24 protein-coding genes and 1 pseudogene are annotated in these 21684 nt (G+C 62.9%); 18 read left to right on the top strand and 7 right to left on the bottom strand.

Annotation, left to right across the window (positions count from 1 at the left end; translation table 11 throughout):
* Positions 1 to 63 precede the first annotated feature (63 nt).
* Together PRZ03_RS06230 and PRZ03_RS06225 are read right to left on the bottom strand one after the other, a co-directional pair.
* Positions 64 to 702, bottom strand: coding sequence for a 3-oxoacid CoA-transferase subunit B (locus tag PRZ03_RS06230; protein ID WP_273599492.1), 639 nt, complete (start codon positions 700 to 702; stop codon positions 64 to 66).
* Positions 703 to 704: 2 nt separating this feature from the next.
* Positions 705 to 1409, bottom strand: a complete 705-nt coding sequence (locus PRZ03_RS06225) for a CoA transferase subunit A (protein ID WP_263533218.1) — start codon at positions 1407 to 1409, stop codon at positions 705 to 707.
* Between the two features lie 112 nt (positions 1410 to 1521).
* On the opposite strand from PRZ03_RS06225, the gene PRZ03_RS06220 reads away from it, so the two are divergent.
* The 3 genes from PRZ03_RS06220 to PRZ03_RS06210 are packed head-to-tail and all read left to right on the top strand — an operon-like array spanning position 1522 to position 4494.
* Positions 1522 to 2778: a porin family protein gene (locus PRZ03_RS06220; RefSeq protein ID WP_273599491.1), complete on the top strand. Its 1257-nt coding sequence runs from the start codon at positions 1522 to 1524 to the stop codon at positions 2776 to 2778.
* Positions 2779 to 2794: 16 nt separating this feature from the next.
* Positions 2795 to 3937 (top strand): substrate-binding periplasmic protein, encoded by a 1143-nt coding sequence (locus tag PRZ03_RS06215; RefSeq protein WP_273599490.1) that lies wholly within the window; start codon positions 2795 to 2797, stop codon positions 3935 to 3937.
* An 11-nt stretch (positions 3938 to 3948) separates the two neighbouring features.
* Positions 3949 to 4494, top strand: a complete 546-nt coding sequence (locus PRZ03_RS06210; protein WP_273599489.1) for a LuxR C-terminal-related transcriptional regulator — start codon at positions 3949 to 3951, stop codon at positions 4492 to 4494.
* A 19-nt stretch (positions 4495 to 4513) separates the two neighbouring features.
* Here PRZ03_RS06210 and PRZ03_RS06205 read toward each other — a convergent pair whose 3' ends face one another.
* A complete protein-coding gene (locus PRZ03_RS06205) occupies positions 4514 to 4729 on the bottom strand; it encodes a SlyX family protein (protein WP_263533222.1) in 216 nt (71 codons plus the stop codon).
* Between the two features lie 61 nt (positions 4730 to 4790).
* Between PRZ03_RS06205 and PRZ03_RS06200 the strand changes: the two genes are divergently transcribed.
* The 8 genes from PRZ03_RS06200 to PRZ03_RS06165 all read left to right on the top strand — a co-directional run bounded on the left by PRZ03_RS06200 (position 4791) and on the right by PRZ03_RS06165 (position 11515).
* Complete coding sequence (locus PRZ03_RS06200; protein ID WP_273599488.1) at positions 4791 to 5588, top strand: sulfurtransferase; 798 nt, start codon at positions 4791 to 4793, stop codon at positions 5586 to 5588.
* On the top strand, positions 5585 to 6541 hold the full coding sequence (locus tag PRZ03_RS06195) for an alpha/beta fold hydrolase (protein ID WP_273599487.1): 957 nt from the start codon (positions 5585 to 5587) through the stop codon (positions 6539 to 6541). The genes PRZ03_RS06200 and PRZ03_RS06195 overlap by 4 nt, the downstream gene beginning before the upstream one ends.
* Positions 6542 to 6616: 75 nt before the next feature.
* Positions 6617 to 7411: a lysine/arginine/ornithine ABC transporter substrate-binding protein gene (locus tag PRZ03_RS06190; protein WP_263533225.1), complete on the top strand. Its 795-nt coding sequence runs from the start codon at positions 6617 to 6619 to the stop codon at positions 7409 to 7411.
* A 59-nt stretch (positions 7412 to 7470) separates the two neighbouring features.
* Positions 7471 to 8175 carry an ABC transporter permease gene (locus PRZ03_RS06185; protein ID WP_273599486.1) on the top strand — a complete coding sequence of 235 codons (705 nt, stop codon included), beginning with the start codon at positions 7471 to 7473 and terminating at the stop codon, positions 8173 to 8175.
* Positions 8172 to 8858 (top strand): ABC transporter permease, encoded by a 687-nt coding sequence (locus PRZ03_RS06180; RefSeq protein WP_263533227.1) that lies wholly within the window; start codon positions 8172 to 8174, stop codon positions 8856 to 8858. Before PRZ03_RS06185 ends, PRZ03_RS06180 begins: the two co-directional genes overlap by 4 nt.
* Before the next feature lie 28 nt (positions 8859 to 8886).
* Entirely contained in the window at positions 8887 to 10002 is a 1116-nt protein-coding gene (locus PRZ03_RS06175) for a succinylglutamate desuccinylase/aspartoacylase family protein (RefSeq protein WP_273599485.1), read from the top strand.
* 1 nt (position 10003) lies between these two features.
* A complete protein-coding gene (locus tag PRZ03_RS06170) occupies positions 10004 to 10774 on the top strand; it encodes an ABC transporter ATP-binding protein (protein WP_263533229.1) in 771 nt (256 codons plus the stop codon).
* Positions 10775 to 11269: 495 nt separating this feature from the next.
* The gene (locus PRZ03_RS06165) at positions 11270 to 11515 is read left to right on the top strand and encodes a hypothetical protein (protein WP_273599484.1); all 246 of its coding nucleotides are present in this window, start codon (positions 11270 to 11272) and stop codon (positions 11513 to 11515) included.
* A 41-nt stretch (positions 11516 to 11556) separates the two neighbouring features.
* Here PRZ03_RS06165 and PRZ03_RS06160 read toward each other — a convergent pair whose 3' ends face one another.
* Together PRZ03_RS06160 and PRZ03_RS06155 are read right to left on the bottom strand one after the other, a co-directional pair.
* Entirely contained in the window at positions 11557 to 12282 is a 726-nt protein-coding gene (locus PRZ03_RS06160; protein ID WP_273599483.1) for a DUF599 domain-containing protein, read from the bottom strand.
* Between the two features lie 33 nt (positions 12283 to 12315).
* On the bottom strand, positions 12316 to 13035 hold the full coding sequence (locus tag PRZ03_RS06155) for a pirin family protein (protein ID WP_273599482.1): 720 nt from the start codon (positions 13033 to 13035) through the stop codon (positions 12316 to 12318).
* A 146-nt stretch (positions 13036 to 13181) separates the two neighbouring features.
* Here PRZ03_RS06155 and PRZ03_RS06150 point away from each other — a divergent pair, with 146 nt between their 5' ends.
* From PRZ03_RS06150 to PRZ03_RS06130, 5 genes and pseudogenes are all read left to right on the top strand, one after another.
* A complete protein-coding gene (locus PRZ03_RS06150; protein WP_263533232.1) occupies positions 13182 to 14168 on the top strand; it encodes a LysR family transcriptional regulator in 987 nt (328 codons plus the stop codon).
* A gap of 40 nt (positions 14169 to 14208) precedes the next feature.
* On the top strand, positions 14209 to 15159 hold the full coding sequence (gene gluQRS, locus PRZ03_RS06145; RefSeq protein WP_273599481.1) for a tRNA glutamyl-Q(34) synthetase GluQRS: 951 nt from the start codon (positions 14209 to 14211) through the stop codon (positions 15157 to 15159).
* Positions 15156 to 15500 (top strand): annotated as a pseudogene (locus tag PRZ03_RS06140) (FKBP-type peptidyl-prolyl cis-trans isomerase); the annotation flags it as partial. The gene gluQRS and the pseudogene PRZ03_RS06140, both read left to right, overlap by 4 nt.
* 30 nt (positions 15501 to 15530) lie before the next feature.
* The gene (locus PRZ03_RS06135; RefSeq protein WP_263533548.1) at positions 15531 to 15878 is read left to right on the top strand and encodes an FKBP-type peptidyl-prolyl cis-trans isomerase; all 348 of its coding nucleotides are present in this window, start codon (positions 15531 to 15533) and stop codon (positions 15876 to 15878) included.
* Between the two features lie 102 nt (positions 15879 to 15980).
* Positions 15981 to 16739: an MgtC/SapB family protein gene (locus PRZ03_RS06130; RefSeq protein WP_263533234.1), complete on the top strand. Its 759-nt coding sequence runs from the start codon at positions 15981 to 15983 to the stop codon at positions 16737 to 16739.
* Positions 16740 to 16761: 22 nt separating this feature from the next.
* On the opposite strand, the gene PRZ03_RS06125 is transcribed toward PRZ03_RS06130, so the two are convergent.
* Positions 16762 to 17550 carry an SDR family oxidoreductase gene (locus PRZ03_RS06125; protein ID WP_273599480.1) on the bottom strand — a complete coding sequence of 263 codons (789 nt, stop codon included), beginning with the start codon at positions 17548 to 17550 and terminating at the stop codon, positions 16762 to 16764.
* 119 nt (positions 17551 to 17669) lie between these two features.
* Positions 17670 to 18578 (bottom strand): DMT family transporter, encoded by a 909-nt coding sequence (locus PRZ03_RS06120; RefSeq protein WP_273599479.1) that lies wholly within the window; start codon positions 18576 to 18578, stop codon positions 17670 to 17672.
* A 296-nt stretch (positions 18579 to 18874) separates the two neighbouring features.
* On the opposite strand from PRZ03_RS06120, the gene PRZ03_RS06115 reads away from it, so the two are divergent.
* Together PRZ03_RS06115 and PRZ03_RS06110 are read left to right on the top strand one after the other, a co-directional pair.
* The gene (locus PRZ03_RS06115) at positions 18875 to 19924 is read left to right on the top strand and encodes a GGDEF domain-containing protein (RefSeq protein ID WP_263533237.1); all 1050 of its coding nucleotides are present in this window, start codon (positions 18875 to 18877) and stop codon (positions 19922 to 19924) included.
* Positions 19925 to 20114: 190 nt separating this feature from the next.
* Entirely contained in the window at positions 20115 to 21680 is a 1566-nt protein-coding gene (locus tag PRZ03_RS06110; protein ID WP_263533238.1) for a sensor histidine kinase, read from the top strand.
* Positions 21681 to 21684: the final 4 nt, after the last annotated feature.

Here is a 21684-nt window from a genome sequence, read left to right as displayed (position 1 = left end):
TTTTTGCTCTCTTTTTTGACTGACCTGAACAGCGGCCATCAATCAGCGGCAATCAATAGCAGCTTAAAGCAGGGGCACGCCCGTCTTGGCCTGCACCTGCTCGCGCGTGACACCCTCGGCCAACTCGACCAACTGCAAGCCCGCCGGTGTCACGTCCATCACGGCCAGATCGGTGATGATGCGATTGACCACGCCCACACCGGTCAGCGGCAAGGTGCAATGAGGCAGGATCTTCATGTCTTCCGTGCCGTCTTTCTTGCGCGCCACATGTTCCATCAGCACGATCACGCGCTTGACGCCGGCGACCAGATCCATCGCGCCGCCCATGCCCTTGACCATCTTGCCCGGGATCATCCAGTTGGCCAGATCACCGCTGGCACTCACTTGCATAGCGCCCAGAATCGACAGATTGATCTTGCCGCCGCGAATCATCGCGAAGCTGTCATGGCTGCCGAAGATCGACGAGCCCGCGATGGTGGTTACCGTTTGCTTGCCGGCGTTGATCAGATCAGCGTCGACCTCATCTTCGGTCGGGAACGGGCCAATGCCCAGCATGCCGTTTTCGCTCTGCAGCCAAACTTCCTTGTCTGCCGGCACAAAATTGGCCACCAGGGTCGGGATGCCGATGCCGAGGTTCACATAGAAACCGTCTTCCAGCTCCTGCGCGGCACGGGCCGCCATTTGGTCTTGAGTCCAGGCCATGATCAATCTCCCTTCACTGTCAGAGTGCGCTTCTCGATGCGCTTTTCGGGATTGGCGTTCACCACGATGCGGTGCACATAGATGCCCGGCAGGTGCACGGCGTCCGGGTCGATCTCGCCGACCTCGACCAATTGCTCGACCTCGACCACGGTGATCTTGCCGGCCATTGCGGCCGCCGGGTTGAAATTGCGCGCCGTGCGGCGGAACACCAGATTGCCGCTCTTGTCGGCCTTCCAGGCCTTGACCAAGGACACTTCGGGGCACAAAGCATGTTCCATCACATAGGTATGGCCGTCAAATTCGCGCAGCTCCTTGCCGTCGGCAACGATGGTGCCCACGCCGGTGCGGGTGAAGAAGGCCGGAATACCGGCGCCGCCGGCACGCAGCTTCTCGGCCAGCGTGCCCTGCGGCGTGAACTCGAGCTGCAACTCGCCGGCCAGGTATTGACGCTCGAATTCCTTGTTCTCGCCCACATAGCTGGAGATCATCTTCTTGATCTGGCGCGTCTCCAGCAACTGACCTAGGCCAAAGCCGTCAACGCCGGCGTTGTTTGAAATCACCGTCAGATCCTTGACCCCGCTGTCGCGCAGCGCAGCGATCAAGGCCTCAGGGATGCCGCACAGGCCGAAGCCGCCGACCGCCATCAGCTGGCCGTCTTTGACAATACCCTTGAGCGCCTCGGCGGCACTGGGGAAAATTTTGTTCATCAATGAATCTCCGTTAAATCGTCGGACGCGGCGAAGCGTACTACGAGCGCAAGGCAAAAATGCTTACGTAGAATCGCCTACAACAAATTGCTGCGGGGCCCAGGAGACCAGAATGAGAAGTTGGCATGCGCTGATCGCCCCACTCGCACCCATGATGGTCGGCGTTAGCGTCAGCCTATGCGCCTGCGTTAGCGCTCAGGCCGAAAGCCTGCAGCTCAGTGGCTTTGGCAGCTTGTCGGCCTACCGGGGCGACGACGCCGTGGTCGGCGTGCGGCCGGGCGATCGGGTCAAGAACTTTTCACAAGACGGCCAGTGGCGCTGGGACGGCGACTCCGTGCTGGGCCTGCAGGCCGGATGGCAGCTCTCGGAGCCGCTGGAGCTGGTCTGGCAAGTCCAGCTGCGCGACGATTTGGTAGGCGGCTTGTCACCCCGCACCGAATGGGCCTATATCGGCTGGCGGCCCAGCGCAGACTGGTCAGTGCGACTGGGCCGTCAGCCTCTGCCGATATACATCAACTCCGAGACGCTGCGAGTCGGCTTCGCCCACACTGCGGTGCGGCCGATGGCTGCGGTTTACGGGCTGAACGGCAGCGAACCGGTGGACGGCATCAACATCAGCTGGAGCCAGCCCGCCTTCGAGGGCAACCTCAGTCTGGATCTGGGGGCCGGCAGCAACTCCGTCAGCTTGCCGCGCGGCCGGGTCGACACCCAGGCATTGCTGGCCAGCGCGGTGCGTTGGCAGCAGGGTGGCCTGTCGCTGCGCTTAGGTGTAGCCGCTTACCGTTTTGATCTGCATGACGACGCGCTGGACGCGCAATTCAACGCCCTCATGCGGCCCGGCAGCCCCTGCGCCAACTGCGCCAGCGCCTTGCCTGACCGAGCCCGCACCCGCGACGTCGAAGGCCGCCTGATCAATCTCGGCATGAATTGGGACAGTGGCGATTGGACGCTGACGGCGGAAGCAACGCGGCGCGGCGGCAATTCGGTGTTCAGCGCAGAGGTCGAAGCCTGGTATGCCCTGGTTTCACGGCGCTTTGGCGCCTTGACGCCCTATGCCTCCATCGGCGCATCGAAATTCAAGGAAGCTGCGCTGGGCCTGCAAGCGACGGCAGGCAGCAGCCTGGCCACGGTGCAGGGCATCGCCGGCCTTGACCGCCGGCTGCAAAGCCCTTGGGACCGCCGCATCGAACTGGCCGGCCTGCGCTGGGATGTGCATGAGAAAGCCGCCTTGAAGCTGCAATATGAGCGTTGGACGGCCACCCGGGACAGCAGCACGCCGCGCGACGGCGAGATCCACTTGCCGAGCGGCAGCCCGGCATGGGATGGCAGGGTACAGATGCTGACGGTCAGCCTGGACTTTGTGTTCTGAACTGGAGTCCATGGCCATGAGAACCTTGCTCCATACCCTCGGGCAACGCCCAAGCCGCAACGCATATCTTTGTTTGCTGCTGCTCGGCCTGCCCCTGCCCTTGTTGGCGCAGGACCGGGCAAGTCAAGAGCTGCCGGTGCTGCAAGTGGCGGTTTCGCGCTCCTTGGCGCCGCCCTTCGTGATCTGGCGCGACAACCAGGCGGTGGGCGGCATCGATGTCGAAATCGCCCAAGCCGTCGCGGCACAGTTGAAAACGCAGGTCGAGTTCATCGCCCTGCCCCGCCTGCGGGTCGAATCGGCCTTAAGCAGCGGCGAAGCGGATATGGCCTGCAATCTGAGCCCCCTGCACCTGCCCAAAGGGGAAGTTCTGGCACAAAGCGCCGACTTGTTCGAACTGCAGGAAATGCTGGCCGGCAACCCCGGCGCACCGGCCGTGGACAAGCCGGAACAAATCAATCCGGGCTCGGTGCTGGGAACCTTGCAGGCGCAGGCTTACCCGGCGCTGGAGCCCTTCTTTGCGCAAGGCCGGCTCAAACGCGACGACGCATTGGACGACGAGCGCTTGCTGCTCAAGCTGACCAAAGACCGGCACCCCTACGGCATCAGCAACCGGCAGGTGCTGAGCTGGTTCGCGGCCCAGGGGGGAGAAAACAAGCTGGCGTCTTGGCGTCTGCCTTTGGCGAGTCGTCCATACCGTTGCACTTTCTCGCCACGCGGGCGTTACGACGCCCGCCAACTCTATGCTGCGCTGGAGCAATTGCAGACTAACGGCCGAATCGCGCAGATCAACACTGCGCGTTCGAGCCCGGCGGTGGCCGTGGTGGTTTCGGTACAAAGCGGGGTGCGCGACGTCAGCCGCTCGGCCCTGGTCGATCTCTTTATGGGCCAGAGCAGCTTGCTCGGCGCACAGCTCCGCGCCGAACCGGTGATGAGCATGGGGGCAGAGCGCCAGCATTTTCTCGGCGCGGTGCTGCAGCGCGAAGCGGCCCAGTTTCGCTCGGCCTGGGCGGGCCAACAGTTTGGGGGTAGGCGTCGTGCGCCGCTGGAGCTGGGCAATGCCGAGGCCATGAAGACTCATTTGCAAGCGCATGCCCAGGCCGTCGGCTTCCTGCCCTTGAGCCTGGTGGACAGCTCTTTGCGCATCATCTATTTGCCCTGAAGCTAAAACCAATGCCTGTTGATTACCGCACCGCCTTTGAATTGGCCCCGATTGGCCTGGTACTGTCGGCCAATCGCTTGATCGTTGATTGCAACCGTCAGCTGCTCAGCATGTTCGGCGCCGATCATGGCCAGCTCGTCGGGCGCAGCTTCGAGGTGCTCTACCCCAGCCTGATCGAGTTCGAGCGCACCGGCGCACGCATCATCGCCAGCCTCGATCAAGGTGGCTTTTATGCCGACGACCGGGTGATGAAGCGCGTCGGCAGCGGCGAGCTGTTTTGGTGCCATGTCTCCGGCCGCGCGCTGGACCCGGCCGACCCGCATGCGCAAGGCATCTGGAGCTTCGAGGACTTGTCGGCCCACCGCCGCTTGAAGGTTGACCTGACCGCCCGCGAGCGCGAAATCGCCGCGCTCTTGATCGATGGCCTGAGCAGCAAGATGATTGGCCGCCGGCTGGGCATCAGCCCGCGCACGGTGGACGTGTACCGGGCACGCTTGATGAAAAAATATGCCGCCGGCTCCACGCCGGAGCTGATTCACAAAATGCTCAGCGCCTGAGCATTCATCCCGCGCAGGCTCAGTAGTGCGGCGGCAAATCGTCCATCAAGCTGCGAAACACAGGCGCGCCTGACTCGGGCGCCTGCTGGCGCAGCTCGGCGACTTCGCGTAGCAACAAATCGATTTGCGCTTGTTGGCGCGTAATGATCAGGTTCAGCTGATCCAGCATGTCTTCGCTGAAGCTGGCCTTGATTTCCAGCTCGGTCAGGCGGTGTTCGGTGTTTATGGAGTCCATCCCCTATTGGACTTCATTCTGCGTGGGGCGCAGCAGTGGCTTGCCTACAATCCGGGCAACCATGCAAAACGCACTCCCCGTTCTCAATATCTCGTCCTACAAATTCGTCGGCCTGCCTGACTGCCATGCGCTGCGCGATCTCCTTTTTGAGCGCGCCGTGGCGCTTGAGCTCAAAGGCACGGTCTTGCTGGCCGAGGAAGGCATCAATTTGTTTTTGGCCGGCAGCGCCGCAAGCGTGCGCGCCTGGGTCGACGCGCTGAAACAAGATGCCCGGTTCGCCGATCTGTCGCCCAAGGAAAGCTGGAGCGAGGCGCCGCCGTTCAGGAAGCTGCTGGTCAAGGTCAAGGCCGAGATCATCCGCATGAACCACCCTGCCATCCGCCCCGACGCCTTGCCGCGTGCACCGGCGCTGGCCCCCACCACACTGGCACGCTGGCTGGCCCAAGGCCATGACGACGACGGCCGGCCCGTCGTCACGCTGGACACCCGCAATGCCTTCGAGGTGGACTACGGCACCTTCGAGGGCGCCATCGATTGGCGCATCAGTAAATTCAGCGAATTCCCGCAAGCGGTCCAAGACCACCGCGCCGAGCTGATGGGCAAGACCATCGTCAGCTTTTGCACCGGCGGCATACGCTGCGAAAAAGCCGCCATCTACCTGGAGCAACAAGGCCTGGACGGCCCCGTCTACCAGTTGGAAGGAGGCATCTTGAAGTATTTCGAAGAAGCCGGCGGGGCGCATTACAAGGGTGACTGCTTTGTGTTTGACCAGCGCGAAGCACTCGACGCAGGCCTGCACCCATCGACCGAGATCTGCCGCCCGGCCAGCGAGGCGCATCGCGCCCAAGCAGCAGAATGAGTCGCCTGACCGAAGCCCTGTTACGCGCTTTAGGCCTGCTCTTGCTGCTGGGCGCTTTGGGATTTGCGGCCACCAAGGCGCCCGACCGCCCGCTGGAGAGCCTGATCCAGCGCTGGGCCCCGCCGCCTTCGGAATTCATTGACCTGAACGGCCAGCTGCTCCACCTGCGCGACCAGGGGCCTAGCGGGGACAAGCTGCCCATCGTGCTGATCCACGGCACATCGGCCAGCCTGCACACCTGGGAGGGCTGGGTCAAAGAGCTCTCAAAAACCCGCCGCGTGATCAGCTTTGACCTGCCCGGCTTCGGCCTCAGCGGCCCAGCCGTGGCGGCAGACTACAGCGCCGACAACTACGTCAAAACGGTACGCGCGCTGCTCGACCATCTGCAGCTTGAGCGCATCGTGCTGGGCGGCAACTCGCTGGGCGGTGAAATTGCCTGGATGGTGGCGGCCGCCGAGCCACAGCGGGTGGCCGGACTGATCTTGGTCGATGCCGGCGGCTACGCCTTCACGCCCGAGTCGGTGCCCGTGGGATTTCTGCTGGCCCGGCTGCCAGGCGTCGGGGTTTTGAGCGAATACCTGCTGCCGCGCAGCCTGGTTGAGCGCAGCGTTCAAAGCGTCTACGGCGACCCGGCGAAGGTCAGCCCGGCCTTGGTGGAGCGCTATTACGAGCTGACGCTGCGCGCCGGCAACCGCACAGCACTGCGCCAACGCATGGCGCAGATGGTCTTGGGCGACCAAGCCGAACGCATCAAAACGCTGCGCCAGCCGACCTTGATCTTGTGGGGCGCCAAAGACCGCTTGATTCCGCCCGACAACGGCCAGGCATTCGCGCGTGACATCGCCGGCAGCCAGCTGACGGTGTTCCCCGATTTGGGGCATGTGCCGCACGAAGAAGATCCGCTCACTACACTGGCGCCCGTGCAAGCGTTTTTAACTACGCTCAAACCCTAGGTCGGCATGAGCCATATCCATAGCAAGATAGCGGCTTCGACCTTTACTCCTTTTTCACCCTTTTCCGGAGCAGCCATGCAAAGACGTCATCTGATCGCCATCGCGGCCATCGCCTGCAGCGCCATCACGGGCTTCAGCGCCCAAGCGCAAACCGCCGACATGAAGAAAATCCGCATTGGTGTCGAGGGCGCTTACCCGCCCTTCTCCGAAGTCGGCAAAGACGGCAAGGTGATGGGCTTCGAGATTGACCTGGCCAATGCCTATTGCGCCGAGATGAAGGTCGCCTGCGAAATGGTGCAGGTGGACTTCGACGGTTTGATCCCGGCCCTGCAGGCTCGCAAGATCGACGCCATCATCGCCTCGCTGTCCATCACACCCGATCGCCAAAAGGCGATTGCCTTCTCCAACGCCTACTACAACACGCCAGCCCGCTTCGCCGGCAAGGCCGATGCCAAGCTCGACTTCACGCCCGCCGGCCTGAAGGGCAAGAAAATCGGCGTGCAGCGCGGCACCATCCATGAAACCTACGCAGCTACGGTCTTCAAGCAAAGCGAGATCGTGCGCTACGCAACTCAGGACCAAGCCTTTTTGGATCTGAAGTCGGGCCGTATCGACCTGACCTTGGCCGACTTGGTGGCGATTGACCAAGGCTTTCTGGCCAAGCCCGACGGCAAGGGTTTCGCCCTGATCGGCCCTAACTACGACGATGTCAAGTACTTCGGCACCGGCTCGGGCGTGGGCATGCGCAAGGCCGACGAAAAGGTCTTGGGCAAGAAGTTCAATGACGCGATTGCAGCGATTGCCGCCAACGGCACCTTCAAGAAACTCAACGACAAATACTTCCCTTACGACCTGGCGCCGAAGAAGTAATCGTTGCGGGCCCGAGCATCGGGCCGCTGGTTTGATGGTTTGAGATAGAGAAAGCGCCCATGGCTTTGCATGGCTTGTTGATTGACTTCCTGCCCAGCCTGCTCGAAGGGGCAGTGGTCACGCTCAGCGTGGCCCTGACCTCAATGACGATGGCGATGACCCTGGGGCTGCTGGGCGCTTTGGCCAAATTGTCCAAATGGCGCTTTGCACGCGGCTTGGCCTATCTCTACACCACCTTGATTCGCGGCGTGCCCGATCTGGTCTTGATGCTCTTGATTTTCTACGGCGGCCAGATCGCCTTGAACGATACCTTGATGGCGCTGGGCCACGAGGAATATGTCGACATCAACCCCTATGTGGCCGGTGTGCTGACGATTGGTTTCATCTTCGGCGCCTACCTGACCGAGGCCTTTCGCGGCGCTTTTCTGGCCGTGCCGCCGGGCCAGCGCGAGGCCGGTCTAGCCTTTGGCCTGAGCAACTGGCAGATTGCCTACCGGATCACGCTGCCGCAGATGTTTCGCCACGCGCTGCCGGGCTTGTCCAACAACTGGCTGGTGCTGATCAAGAGCACGGCCATCGTGTCGGTGATCGGCCTGTCTGACTTGATGACACGCGGCCAACAAGCGGCCGGCTCGACACGCGAGCCCTTTATGTTCTATCTGGCGGTGGCCTTGATCTATTTGCTCTTCACGACGGCGTCCGAGTTTTTGTTCAGCTGGCTTGAGCGGCGCTTCTCGATCGGCGTGCGAAAGAACGCGCTATGAGCCTGGACGTTATCTTCGAAAACCTGCCGATCTATTTGAGCGGTGCCTGGACGACCTTCCAGCTGCTGCTGATCTCGCTGCTGCTGGGCCTGCTGTTCGCCATTCCCCTGGGTGTCTTGCGCAGCTTTCGCGGCAGCCTGATCTCGCGTGCGATCTGGGTCTACACCTATGTGTTTCGAGGCACGCCGATGCTGGTGCAGCTGTTCCTGATCTATTACGGCCTGGCCCAGTTCGAAGCGGTGCAGCAAAGCGCCCTGTGGCCGCTCTTGAGCTCGGCCTGGTTTTGCGCCTGCCTGGCCTTTGTGCTCAACACCTGCGCTTACACGACCGAAATCATTGCCGGCTCGATCAAGGCGCTGCCGGCCGGCGAAATCGAGGCGGCCAAATCCATAGGCATGAGCCGCTGGGTGATGTTTCGCCGCATCATCTTGCCCTCGGCGCTGCGCCGCTCGCTGCCCGCTTACAGCAATGAGGCGATCTTCATGCTGCACGGCACTTCACTGGCCAGCATCGTCACCATTCTTGACCTGACCGGTGCGGCCAGAGTCGTCAACTCGACCCACTACATCCCCTTCGCAGCCTTCATCACGGCGGCAGTTTTCTATTTCTTGATGACGCTGACGCTGGTCGGCCTCTTCCACAAGGCCGAGGCCCGCTGGCTCAAGCCCTTGATGCCGCGCTGAAGCCCGCCACAATCATTTTCTGAATTCGATGCAAATCCAAAAACACCTGCTGCTTTCGCCCGCGCCCGGCACCCAACGCGAGTTGCTCTCGCTGCATTACGGCCAAACCGGCGGGCCCAAGGCCTACATCCAAGCTTCGCTGCATGCCGATGAATTGCCCGGCATGCTGGTGGCCCATCATCTGCGCCTGAAGTTGAACGCCTTGCAGGCCGCCGGGCGGATCAGCGGCGAGATCATCCTGGTGCCCATGGCCAACCCCATCGGCCTGTCCCAGTACGCCTTGCACATGCATATGGGCCGCTTTGAGGCCACTACCGGCGAGAACTTCAACCGCCATTACCCCGACCAAATCGACACCGCCGCCCTGGCCGCCGAGCCCGAGCTGGGCAGCGATGCGGCGCGTAACGTGCAGGTTTTGCGGCGCGAATTGAAGAAGGCCGTCACTGCGGCCGAGGCCGACACCGAGCTGAAGTCGCTGCGCCGCACGCTGATGGCGCTGTCTTGCGACGCCGATATCGTGCTGGACCTGCACTGCGACGCGCAGGCCGTCATGCATCTCTATACCGAAACACCTTGCTGGCCCGAATGCGAGGCGCTGGCGCGTTACCTCGGCGCACGCGTGACACTACTGGCGCAGGACTCGGGCGACAGCCCTTTTGACGAAGCCTGCTCGCAGGTCTGGTGGAAATGGGCCAAGCGCTTTGAGGGTCGCTTCCCTGTTCCGCAGGCTTGCCTGGCCGTCACGGTCGAGCTGCGCGGTGCGGCCGATGTCGAGCATGGTCTGGCCGAGGCCGACGCGCAAAACATCATTGATTTCCTCTGCCACCGTGGGCTGATCAGCGGTGCAGCAGCGCCCATGCCCGCCGCCGTGGGCGACGCGCGGCCGCTGGCCGGCTGCATGCCGATCAAGGCCGAAACGGCCGGTGTGCTGACGTTTTTGCGCCAGGCCGGCGAGACCGTCAAGGCGGGCGATGTGCTGGCGCATGTGATTTGCCCCTTGAGCGGCGCTGTGGCCGAGCTGAAAAGCCCAGTCGACGGGCTGTTTTTCGCGCGGGACTTTGTGCGCTTCGCCAGCGCCGGCATGAAGGTCGCCAAGGTCGCAGGCCGCGAGGCTTTGCGAAGCGGCAAACTATTGGGTGCATGAGATGTCCGAAGCCAGTCTGATTGTCGAAAACCTGCACAAACGCTATGGCGACCGGGTGGTGCTCAAGGGTGTATCGCTGGCCGCCAAGACCGGCGATGTGATCACCCTGATTGGCTCCAGCGGCTCGGGCAAAAGCACATTTCTGCGCTGCCTGAACCTGCTGGAACAGCCCTTTGAAGGCAAGCTTTCACTCGCCGGCGAGGAACTGCAACTGGTGCGCGACCGCGACGGCAGCCTCAAGGCGGGCGACGCCAAGCAGCTGCAGCGCTGGCGCTCACGCTTGGCGATGGTGTTCCAGAACTTCAACCTCTGGGGCCACCGCACGGTGCTGGAAAACGTCATCGAGGCACCGGTCTATGTCTTGGGCGTGCCCAAGGCGGAAGCGATCGCCAAGGCCGAGGCCTTGCTGGCGCGGGTCGGCGTGTCGCACCGCAAAGACGCTTACCCGGCGCAACTCTCGGGCGGCGAGCAGCAGCGCGTGGCGATTGCGCGGGCCTTGGCGGTCGAGCCCGAGGTGATGCTGTTTGATGAGCCGACCTCGGCACTGGACCCGGAATTGGTCGGCGAGGTGCTCAAGGTGATGCGTGACCTGGCGGCCGAGGGTCGCACCATGATCGTCGTCACGCATGAAATGGGTTTCGCCCGCGAGGTGTCGAATTACACGATGTTCTTGCACCAAGGCCGGGTTGAAGAAGAAGGCGACCCGCGCGAGGTTTTGGTCAGGCCTCAGAGCCCGCGCCTGCAGCAGTTCTTGAGCGGCGGGCTCAAGTAGCAGTAGCTGGCCAAGGCAGAGCCATCGGCACCAAGCTCGCCGCAAGGTGAATGAAGGGGCCGAGCGCCAACCACTTAGCTAGCACCAGGGCGCGCCGAGCTACATACTGAGATCGGATCATCAGTGACAAGCCGAGATCGGCCATGGTGTTTAGCTTGTGCGGTGATGCCCTGAGCATGTCAATAGCTTCGACACAGGAACAGAGCGCTGGAGGCGGGAATCCCCGGGCAGCCGGCTCTTGATCAGCAAGCTCATGGGCGGGTCAATTCGATTGGGGTCGGATTGGGGTCAAGGCAGCGGCGAGTTCCCATACAAGCTCCGATTGAAAGCGCCTGCCGTGCAGGTATCGCGCCCCAGGTTTCCCCGCACTGGTGCGACAGGAGAAACTGCCGCAGAATCCAAGCACATCAACAAGACCGGCAGGCTGGCGCTGTTGATGGGGCCCGATCCGGGCCGCTAAAGATAGATTCACCACCATTGAATCGGGAGTTAGACATGAACCAAGAACAGCGCACAAGCGTGCTCATGATCGCCTTGTTGATGAGTTTTTTGGCGTCGGGCTGCAGCAGTACCGGCGCCAAGAATGATTCCGATCAGGAAGAGGACAAAACGTACGTGACCGGCACGCGCATTCCCTACCGTGGCCCGCTCTATGTCGGGAAAATGGACAAAAACGATGTACGCGATTCGATTCGCGTCCAAGACATGTCGCGCAACCCTGGCTCAGGGGCTGACCGCTAGGCAGCAATCGCAGATCGATCGGCCCAAAAGCTCAGGTTGCTTCACGCAGAGCCGCCTGCGCCGGAACGCAAGACCTCCAAGATCTCGGAGCGGAATTCGCGCTGGTAGAGGATGAAGATCACGCCGGCCGTCGAACACATAAAGGCCCAGGGCGAGAAGAACCAGGCCACGACGGCAAATGACAGATAGTAGGAGCGCAGGCCGTCATTGAAGGTCTCGGCGGCCAGGCCCATCACCCGGCCGGCACGGTCGGCGAAGTCTTCGCGCGAGGCTTCGCCCCGCTCGAAAATCAGGCAATCTGGCGCCGCACCGACCAACAGCGCACCGAAGGTGTATTGCCGCATGCTCCAGGTGAAGCGGAAAAAAGCGTAGACAAAAATCGCCGTCAACAGCACCAGCTTGAACTCGAACACCAGCTCCGAGGTACGGGCCGCAAAGGGCAGGTCCGCCACCATCGCAGATGCTTTCTCGCCCGCGCCCAGCATCGCGAGCAAACCGCCGATGATCAGAATCGTCGTCGACGCAAAAAAGGACGGGCTGGTGGACAAATTCTGCACCACCACCCCGTCTATCACCCGCACTTCCCGGAACGTCGCCTGGTACATCCAGCGCCAGCGCTCGCGGTTGGTGGCGGCCAGCAAGGAGCCGTCAAATTGCGAGCGCCGGCTGGCGAAGCTGACGTAACCCATCCACGCAATGAAGAAACCGATCAGGGCCAGCCAATCGGCCAGGGGTAGGAAGGCCAGCGCCTTCAGCATCTCGTTCATGGGGCAGATCTAGCGTCTCAGAAGGACCGTATATTAAGCCGCCAGATCAAACACCAGGACCTCGGCGCCCTGCCCACCCTCCAAAACCAGCTTGTTCTCCGCACTGATTTGCAAAGCGTCACCGGCTTGCAAGACCTGGCCGTTGACCACCAAGCTGCCGCGGACCAGATGCACATAGCTGATCCGCCCTGGCGCCAAGGCCAATTCCGCACGCTCAGTGCCCTCGAACAAACCGGCATACAAACGGGCATCGGCGTTGAGGGTCACCGAGCCAGCGGCGCCGTCGCCGGAGGCGATCAAGGCCAAGCGCCCGCGCTTGTCACCCGCAGTGAAATGCGCTTGCTCGTAGCTTGGGGCCACACCCAGGCGATCGGGTTGAATCCAGATCTGTAGGAAATGTGTTTCCTTGCCCTGGGCATGGTTGAACTCGCTGTGGCGCACGCCGCTGCCCGCGCTCATGCGCTGCACATCGCCGGGCCGGATGACGCCGGGGCCTTGATCGCCGGTGCCGGTGCCAATGCTGTCCTTGTGGGCCAACTCGCCTTCCAACACATAACTGATGATTTCCATGTCCCGGTGGCCGTGGGTGCCAAAGCCGGTGCCTGCCGCAATACGGTCTTCATTGATGACGCGCAGCGCGCCGAAGCCCATGCGTTTCTCGTTCACGTAGTCTGCGAAGGAGAAGCTATGAAAAGACTTCAACCAGCCATGGTCCGCATAGCCGCGTTGCGATGATTTGATCAGTTCAAGCATTTTGATTCGTCTCCAGAGGCTGAATTCACCAAGTGGTGAGCAGGCATCCACTGTAAAAGCAGGCCGACAAGCCATCGTCTTACGGGCTTGATGTCACCATTCAAATAAGATGAAGCTACTTGCCTCAAATTGGCCCGAAGCACTGCATGCATAGCCCCGAAAAACGCCGCGCCCTGACGCCCGAAGCCTTGATCATGATGGACACCATCGCCCGCAGCGGCAGCTTTGCGGCGGCCGCGCGCGAAATGGGCAAGGTGCCCTCGGCCTTGACCTATAGCGTGCGCCAGTTGGAAGAAGCGCTGGATGTGCTGCTGTTCGACCGCCGCTCGCGCCAGGCCGAGCTGACCGCCGCAGGCCAAGAACTGTTGCTGGAAGGCCGGCGCCTGCTGGTGGAAATTGACGCCGTCGCCAACCGGGTGCGGCGCATTGCAACCGGCTGGGAGAGCGAATTGACCATTGCCGTCGACGACGCCGTCGCTCGCCGTGCGCTGTTTGACTTGATGGAAGCGTTTTACCAAGTGCCGTCCGGCCTGGACGGCAGCTCGGCGGGGCCACCCACGCGCCTGAAGCTGCGCGTGGAGGTGTTGTCGGGCACCTGGGAGGCCTTGATCTCGGGCCAGGCCGACTTGGCCATAGGCACCTCGGCGCAGCCGCCCGGTGCAGCCGTGCATTGCGAGCCTATGGGTGAAATGGAGATGGTTTTCTGTGTGGCGCCTCATCACCCGCTGGCGGGCGCCGCCGAGCCGCTGGCCGCCACCACCATGGCCAGCCACCGCATCGTCGCGGTGGCCGACACCGCACGCAGCCTGACACCCATGACCATAGGCGTGATGCCGGGCCAGGAAGTGCTGACCCTGCCCTCGATGGCGGCCAAGCTGGAGGCCTTGTTGCGCGGCATGGGCTGCGGCAGCATGCCGCTGGAAATGGTGCGCCGCCATGTCGAGGCCGGCCGGCTGATCATCAAAGAGACCGCACAGGGCCGGCGCATCTTTCCGCTGCATTACGCCTGGCGCAACACCTCAGCTGCCGGCGGCCAGCCGCCCGGCCGGGCCTTGGCCTGGTGGCTGAGCCAGCTGCAAAGCCCGACCACGCGACTGGCGCTGCTGGAGCAGCATGCGGGTCTGATCCTATGAGCTGTGAACTGTGAGCTGTGAATAGCACGCTGCCCTGAAGATGTACATCGGCCGCTTTGCCCCTTCGCCCACCGGCCCGCTGCATGCCGGCTCCTTGGTCGCTGCCTTGGCCAGCTGGCTCGACGCACGCGCGCACGGTGGACGCTGGCTGATCCGCATCGAGGACGTAGACGGGCCGCGCTGCCCGCCCGGCATAGACCGCCTGATCCTCGATCAACTCGCGCAATGCGGCCTGCACCCGGACGAGCCGCCGCTATGGCAATCAGCGCGCAGCGCGCTGTACGAGCAGGCCTTGCGCACGCTGCAGCTCGGTGGCTGGGCTTATGGATGCGCCTGCTCGCGCAAGCAGATTGCCGAAGCCTTGCTGGCTCAAGGGCTGCAAACCGAGCGCCATGGTGAGCTGGTCTATCCCGGCACCTGCCGCACTGGCTTGCATGGCCAAGCCGCGCGGGCCTGGCGCCTGCGCAGTACGGCTGACTTGGCAGGCACGGAGGACCTGACCCTGAACTGGCTAGACCGGCGCCTGGGCTCCCAAACGCAGAATCTAAGTAAGGAGGTCGGCGACTTTGTGCTCAAGCGCGCCGACGGCCTGTGGCCCTATCAGTTGGCAGTGGTCGTCGACGACGCGGCCCAGGGCGTCACCGACATCGTGCGCGGCGCAGATCTGGCCGACAACACGCCGCGCCAGATCCGGCTGCAGCAATTGCTTGGCCTGCCAACACCGCGCTATCTGCACACGCCGCTGGTGCTGGGTGCGGACGGCAGCAAGCTGTCCAAGCAAAACGGCGCGGCCGCGCTTGAGCTGGGGGATGCGGCGCTGGCCCTGCGTTTGGCGGCAAGCGTGTTGGGCTTGCAAGTCACAGGCGGCACGGTGGCCGAGGTGCTGGCTCAAGCTCTTGAGCGCTGGCAGGCCAGTTTTGGTGGCATGATGCCGGCCACAGCGGCGGCAAAAAGCTCAAGCCTGTCTAAACATTTGAAGGAAATTCCATGATTACCACCCCAAGCGGCCTGCAGATCGACGACACCGTAGAGGGCACAGGCGCGGTCGCCAAGTCCGGCCACGATGTGTCCGTGCATTACACCGGCTGGCTGTTCAAAGACGGCGTCAAGGGCCAGAAGTTCGACTCCAGCAAAGACCGTGGCCAGCCCTTCAAGTTCGAACTCGACGGCGGCATGGTCATCCGTGGCTGGGACGAAGGCGTGCAAGGCATGAAGATCGGCGGCAGCCGCACCCTGATCATCCCGCCCGAGCTGGGCTATGGCGCGCGCGGCGCGGGCGGTGCGATTCCTCCCAACGCCACGCTGATTTTTGAAGTGGAGCTGCTGGGCCTGAGCGGCGGTGAGCAAGCCGTCGAGCTGAACCTGACGAGCAATCCGAGCGGACTGCAGTATGAAGACACCGAAGTCGGCACGGGCCTGGAGGCCAAGGCCGGCCAGCGCGTCACCGTGCACTACACCGGCTGGTTGTTCAAGAATGGCAACAAGGGCAAGAAGTTCGATTCCAGCAAGGACCGCGGCGACCCCTTCCGCTTTGCGCTGGGCGGCGGTGAAGTGATTCGCGGCTGGGACGAAGGCGTGCAAGGCATGAAGGTCGGCGGCACCCGCATGCTGGTGATTCCGGCCGATATGGGCTACGGCGCACGCGGCGCCGGCGGCGTGATTCCGCCCAATGCGACGCTGCTGTTTGAAGTGGAATTGCTGGCGGTTTAATTCGCCCCAGCGCCCCAAGTCAAGGCCCCGATCGGGGCCTTTTTCTATGGCTAAGCCGGCGCAGCAAGCGTTTAGCATGGAAGCGACTGCAGGAGATCAGCCTTGAACCTACTCGACCTCGATCACCTCTTGCGCTACTGGACCGCCGAGCAATGGCAGGCCAATGTGCTGATGCTGTTCCACCTGCTGGGCGCGATGGTGCTGGGCTTGGTCTTGGGCTATGAGCGGGCCTTTCACGGCCGTGCCGCCGGCATGCGCACCTATGCGCTGGTCTGCATGGCCTCGACCGGCGTCATCATCCTCTTGGCCTACCCGCAGCAGTGGTACGGCGGCTTGCAAGGGGGCAGCGTGGCGCCGCATCTGTCCGACCCGACGCGGGTGATTCAAGGCATCGTGACCGGCATCGGCTTCCTGTGTGCCGGCGTGATCATGCGCGAAGGCATGAACATCAGCGGCCTGACCACCGCCGCTTCGCTCTGGGCCGCTTCGTCGATCGGCATCATGCTGGGCATGGGCTTTTACTTCGCCGCCATCATGCTGACACTGCTGTGCGCCAGCCTGATGATGTGGGGCGCCAAGCTGGAGTCGCATCTGCCCTCGCACCCGGCCATCGCGGTGATGCTGCGCGGCGAGCCCCAACGCAAATTCGTACAACAAGAACTGGCCGAGTTCTGCGATGCCCTCGGGTTTCGCTTTGCGCCCGGCTCACTCAGCGTCACGCTGACGGGCGGCCAGGAAGAATGGCGCTTTGTCTGCACCGCCAAGCATAATTTTGGCGCTCAGACGCTGACGCGCTTTGCCAGCCGCGTCACCGAGGTGCCCGGCGTTGCCGAGTACCGGGTCACGCATGCGCGCAACTGAGCTTGCTTCAAGTACCTGCCGCTTAGAAGACGCCCGCGTAGGCGCCGCCGTCCAGCAAGATGTTTTGCCCGGTCAGATAAGCGGCCTGCGCGCTGCACAGCATCGCGCAGATAGCACCGAATTCGGCCGCAGTGCCAAAGCGCTGGGCGGGAATGGCGGCGCGGCGCTTGGCGGCAAAGTCCTCGCTGGAAAGACCGGCCTTGGCGCCACCAGCAACCAGGGTCTTGTGAAGTCGCTCGGTATCAAAAGCACCGGGCAGCAAATTATTGATGGTCACATTGCGCCCGGCCAAGGCCGCTTGACGCGCCAGCCCGGCGACAAAGCCCGTTAGGCCGGACCGCGCGCCATTGCTCAGACCCAAGACATCGATGGGCGCCTTGACCGCGCCCGAGGTGATGTTGATGACGCGACCAAAGCCACGTGCGGCCATCGCATCCACCGTCGCCTTGATCAACTCGATTGGCGTCAGCATATTGGCGTCGATAGCGGCCAGCCAGGTCGCGCGGTCCCAGTCGCGAAAGTCACCCGGCGGCGGACCACCTGCGTTATTGATCAAGATGTCGACCTGGGGGCAGGCCGCCAGCGCCGCCGCCCTCGCCTCGGGCGTGGCAATGTCGCCGGCCACGCTGATCACTTGCACGGCAGGATTGAGCAGGCGCAGGCGCGCGGCCGTCGCGGTCAGAGCCTCCAGGCCACGCGCGGTGATGACGACATTGCAGCCCTCGCGCACCAGCGCCTCGGCGCAGCCCGCCCCCAAGCCCTTGCTCGCCGCACACACCAAGGCCCAGCGGCCGGTTAGTCCTAGATCCATCGCTTTCTCCTCAAGCAGAATTTACGCAAAATTGTTCCGGCTAGGCATGACGCCGTAGGCAGTACGCCTTGTACGACAAGGCGGCGGAACGACGCCGGGGCGGTTTTGCGTAAGTCCTATTAACGCCACTTCGTTAACAACCAGACCCCGCTGAGCACCAGCAAAGTCCCGGCCGCCACCCAGGGCGTGAACGGCTCGCCCAGAATCACCGCGCCCATCAAAATCGTCGACATCGGCCCAATCATGCCGGTCTGCGCCGCCAGTGTGGCACCCAGACGCTCGATCGCCATCATCACCATCAAGACCGGCGCGAAGGTACACAAGGTGGCGTTCAGCAGCGACAGCCACAAGACCTGCGGCGCCACCGCGAAGGCCGAACTCAGCGGCCGCAAGACCAAGAACTGCGCGATGCACAGCAGGCAGGCGACCGTGGTGGCCAGGCCGGTCAGGCGCAGGGCCCCCAGGCGTTTGACCTCCTCGCCGCTGTAGAGCAAGTAGACCGCATAGCTGATCGCGCTGCCGAACACCAGGGCCGCGCCCAGCAGCGCGTCGGCCCCTTGCAGATGCAGCTCCTGGCCAAACACCAGCAGCACGCCGGCATAGCTGATGGCCAGGGCCACGAGTTGGCGCGCCGTCACCCGGCGCTTGAACAAGAGCCAGCCGAGCAGCAAGACGATGGTGGGGTTCAGGTAAAGAATCAGGCGCTCGAAGCTGGCGCTGATATAGGCCAAGCCGGCGAAATCCAAAAAGCTGGCCAGGTAATAACCGCTGAAGCCCAGACCCATGACGGCGATCCAGTCGCGCCTGGTGAGTGCCGCCTTGCCCCGCCCGGCCCAGAGCGCCAGCGCCACAAACAGCGGCAGGGCAAACAGCATGCGCAACATGATCAGGGTGACGGCGTCGACGCCGTGGCGATAGGCCAGCTTGACAATGATGGCCTTGCCGGAGAAGGCCACCGCCCCGAGCATCGCCAAGACAAGGCCGGGCCACAAGGGCGCAACAGGCCGGGAGGGAGCGAGAGGAGTCATTGCCGCGATTCTAGTTTGCAGCCTTGTACTCAGCGAGCAGCCCCGCCAACAGCCCCGCACAGCGGCAATATTTCGCACTTGCTGCGGCAACTTTGCACCGACCCGCATTTGCGCCTCAGGCTCACAAAAGCAAAGCCGATAGCAGCAGGTGCCGGCCACGCTGATTGCATTGCAGCGGGCGGGTACAGCCACAAGCGAAAGTCGAACCTGCGCGCTTAAAGGCCACAAGCATTGAGGACCGGGTTCGGCTTCGAAAATAGCCCGTCGCAACAGCGGCCGGCAAACGGGGGGTAGGAATGAAATACCACGACAGCATGGCGCGCAGCGCCGAGCATCTGCGTGCCGCGTTGCCCTTGATGACCAAGCAGCGGGCTGCCCTGCATCCGGCCAGCTATGCCGTTTGGTATGAGTTCGTCAGCGGCAGCAACCCCAAGCTGAATCAGGCTCTGCAAATCCACACCGCAGGCGGCAACACGCTGGACGAGGCGCAAACCTGGGCCCTGTACCGCGAGCATGTCTGCGACCTGGACCCGGCTCTGGGCGGCAAGATTGCCGACGGCTTCAGCCAAGTGCTCGATTCCATGGCCACATCAGCAGCCCAAGCAGGCCAGGAATCCGCCCGCTTTGACAACTCGTTATCGGCCTGGGTCGAACAGCTTTTGAGCAACCCACCGGCGCAGACACAGGCCGATGTGCTGCAGGAACTGCTCAGTGGCACACGCGAAATACGCGGCGCTTTGAGCGAGTTGCAGCAGCGCCTGGACAGCAGCCAGGGAGAGATCCACAGTCTGCGCGAAGAGGTGCAGCGGGCCCGAGGCGAGGCCTTGCTCGATGCCTTGACCGGCTTGGCCAATCGGCGCGCCTTTGATCAGCATCTGCAGCAATGCACCAGCAATCCGCCCGGCGACAGCGCCCTCGCCCCTTGCCTGGTGCTGGGCGATATCGATTTCTTCAAGCAGGTCAACGACAGCTATGGTCATGCTTTCGGCGACCGCGTCTTGCGGGCGGTGGCTCAAACCTTGAAGGGAGTGGCGGCGCAGGCTGATAAAGGGCAAGAAACCACAATTGCGGCCCGCGTCGGCGGCGAAGAATTCGCGATGCTGCTGCCCAGCGGCAATTTGCAGCAAGCTCAGGCCATGGCCGAGACCATGCGCAGCTGCGTGGCGGCCAGCCGCATCCGGCGCGGCGACACCGAACAAGACATCAGGCGCGTCACGATTTCCCTGGGCGTCACCCAGCTGCGAGCCGGCGAATGCGCTGAAACCTTCTTCAAGCGCGCCGACCGCGCCCTCTACGCCTCCAAACATACCGGCCGCAACTGCGTCACCGTGCTCGCCGCCGCTTAAGCAAAGCTGAGCGCACTGCAACGGGGGGAAAGTCCTGACAACAGTCTGCGCCAACTGGCCCGAGTTACCCCTACACTCAGCGCACCGGAATCCGCCTCAGCACCATGCAAATCAGCGCCACAACAACCAGCGCCTTATGGTCGAACAGCAAGCCTCAGCGCTTGCGAACTCAGCCCGAGGAACGAACCTGATGTTTGAGCGCGCTTCGCTTCGCTATGCGGTAGTCATCGCTCTGTTGATTGGTCTGCTGGTGCCCACCGCCGTGGCACTGTTCCTGGACGCGCAATCGACCCGCAGCACGGCCAAAGAGATTTTGCACAAAGACCTGGAGCGCATCACGCAGGTGATGGCGCTGTCGCTGGCGGAACCGGTCTGGCAGGTCTCGCCCGATTTGGCCGAGCCGATGATCAAGGCGCAAGGCGACGATCCCCGCTTCATCTCGGTGGTGGTGCGCGAGCAATCGACGGCCGCGCCCTTTCAAGAGCAGCGCTGGCCCGAACGAGCCAGTGACCCCGACCTGACCCTCAGCAAGACCCTCCCAGTCAAACGCGACGGCCGCCAGATTGCCGAGCTGACCATAGAGATGAGTGCGGGGCCCTTGGTGGCAGCCAAACAGGCCGATATGGTGCGCACCATCTGGCGCAGCGTGCTGACCCTGACCTCCTCGTCTATCTTGATTCTTTGGGTGATGCGCCGCCGGGTGCTGGCCCCGATGACACAGCTGACGCAGGCCGCCGAAGAACTCGCCGCCGGCAAGCTGGAAAAGCCGCTGGCCCTGGGCGGCCACGACGAAATTGCGCGCGTGGGCCTGGCGATGGAGCGCATGCGGCAATCCTTGCTCACCGCCTTTGAAGCGCTGCGCCAACATGCCAGCACGCTGGAAGAACAGGTCGAGCAGCGCACCACCGAGTTGACCGCCAGCAATAGCGAGTTGACCGAGGCGCTCTCCCATCTGAAGACGGCGCAACACGAGCTGGTGGAGTCGGAGAAGCTGGCCTCGCTGGGTCGTTTGGTGGCCGGCGTTGCGCATGAATTGAACACACCGCTGGGCAACTCGCTGACGGTGGTGTCCTCGCTGGAAGACCGCTACAAGGCCTTGGAGGAAATGCTGCAAGGCAATACGCCGATGCGGCGCAGCTTGCTGGAAGACCTGGTGCGCGATACCCGGCGTGGCCAGGACATCTTGCAGCGCAATGTGCAAAAAGCGGCCGACCTGGTGCGCGACTTCAAACAAGTGGCGATTGACCAGACCACCGACCTGCGGCGTGACTTCGAGTTAGCCCGCGTGGTCGAAGACGTGTTGATCATGGTGGAGCCCAGCTTCAAGCACACGCCCTTCGTCATCAAGACCGAGCTAGACGCTGGACTCAAGATGAACAGCTACCCCGGCTCGCTCGGCCAAGTGCTGACCAATCTCTTGATCAACGCGCTGGTGCATGGCTTCGAGGGCAAGACCAAAGGGCTGGTCATGATTCGCTGCGCTCAACTGGGCAGCGATGAGGTGGAACTGAGCATCAGCGATGACGGGCGAGGGATGGATGAGTCGGTACGCAGGCGCATCTTTGACCCCTTCTTCACCACCAAGCTTGGCACCGGTGGGTCCGGCCTGGGCATGCACATCGTGCACAACATCGTCACCAATGTCTTGGGCGGTCAGATCGAAGTCATCAGCTCACCCGGCAACGGTGCGCGCATGATGATCCGCCTGCCGACGGTGGCGCCCGAGCGTGGCGGGGCGGAAGCTTCGCTGCACTGATGAG

Source organism: Roseateles albus (assembly GCF_028595345.1).
Lineage (GTDB): Bacteria > Pseudomonadota > Gammaproteobacteria > Burkholderiales > Burkholderiaceae_C > Paucibacter_A > Paucibacter_A albus.
Note: the sequence above shows the minus strand (reverse complement) of the source record. Positions and strands in the feature narration are given on the sequence as shown.